The following is a 1,206-nucleotide window of genomic DNA, read 5'->3' on the forward strand; positions in this document are numbered from 1 at the left end:
GCAAACTTCTTCGTCGCCAGCGGCGAGCCGCCCTCGTTCGTGAGGCGTATATAGTCGCCACCAACGAGAACTGTCAACAGCGATCAGCGATGTTTTTTCGATTTCTCGTGGAGTTATCCACGGGGCCGAAATTCGTGAGCTGGCTTGGCTGAATTGTGAGCGGTGTTCTGCCGCCGACCATTCCCGTGATGCGCCCCGAGGTCTCGGCGCTGAACGTGCATCATCGGCTTGAAAAACAACTGTTGCGCCTCGGTGGCCGCAAAGCAAATCCCTCCCAAAGCATCATTTAGAGCCGGTCCTCGAGCAATTTCGGCGTGATGTTCCGGCCAGCGTAAAAGATGCTCAGGATCAGCACCGCTCGCCCTCGACGGCAAAGGCAATGCTAACGGCACGCGGGCAACCGACAATCCGAAGCCCAGGCATGGGCTCGCCCCACTCGGTGTCCCGCTGTGGAAAAGTCGCCAGACCGAGACAATGGTCGCGGATACCCCACAACAGAATTCCAGGCAATCGCAGGTTAAGCACTTTCGGCTATGTCGTCATAGCTGTTCCAGCTCGGCTTCCGCTCTGGGATGGAAGACAATCCGATATTCCACCCCTACCTGGCTTTCGCCTGCTTCGCGCGACGTCGCGCCTCCAGCGGGGAGAAGACCGTTTCGGCAGGGATGCCTTTCGCCGGATCTCGCTGAAGCTCGGCCAGCCGCGCCGGTATGTCTTCGCGCAGCCACCTCTCCCGCTCCGCCTCGAAATCCTCAAGCATGCGCAGGCCCGCGCGGACAACCTCGCTGGCATTGTTGTAGCGGCCTGATTCGAGCTGCTTCCTGATGAAGCTCTCATAGTGGTCATTCAAAGCGTAATTTGGCATTGGCAACCTCCTGCAGGGGATATGGGGGCGCATGGAGGTAGCAATAGAATCTGGAGGGTTCTGTGTGGTCGCGGGCGCGATGGTACGGGCTCGCACGGGTCGCGACTACATTGAAGCCTGATTGAACTGAACCGCGGGATGGCGGGCGGGGCTATGGGGATTTAGGGCTCGACATGTGTCCGAGGCGCCGGAGCGGGCTCGCCGATCGCTCTTGGCGGTCGCCCGTCGTCGCGATGCAGGACCATCTGCGACGCGCGAGACGGCGCCATTGGGTCGTTGACGCTGAGGTGTAGCGTTGCTGGCGACAGCCAGGCTGCGACTTTGACTAGCGGCGCGCAAAG

General features: G+C 60.5%; 2 protein-coding genes. Both read right to left on the reverse strand.

Annotated elements, in window-relative coordinates; all coding sequences use genetic code 11:
- Nucleotides 1–598: 598 nt before the first annotated feature.
- A complete protein-coding gene (locus tag NKJ01_RS36170; RefSeq protein WP_352735371.1) occupies nt 599–865 on the reverse strand; it encodes a type II toxin-antitoxin system ParD family antitoxin in 267 nt (88 codons plus the stop codon).
- A 161-nt stretch (nt 866–1,026) separates the two neighbouring features.
- The coding region (locus NKJ01_RS36175; protein WP_352735373.1) for a hypothetical protein at nt 1,027–1,206 on the reverse strand (180 nt) is incomplete at its 5' end.

The organism is Mesorhizobium sp. M0276 (genome assembly GCF_040321755.1).
Taxonomy (GTDB): Bacteria; Pseudomonadota; Alphaproteobacteria; order Rhizobiales; family Rhizobiaceae; genus Mesorhizobium.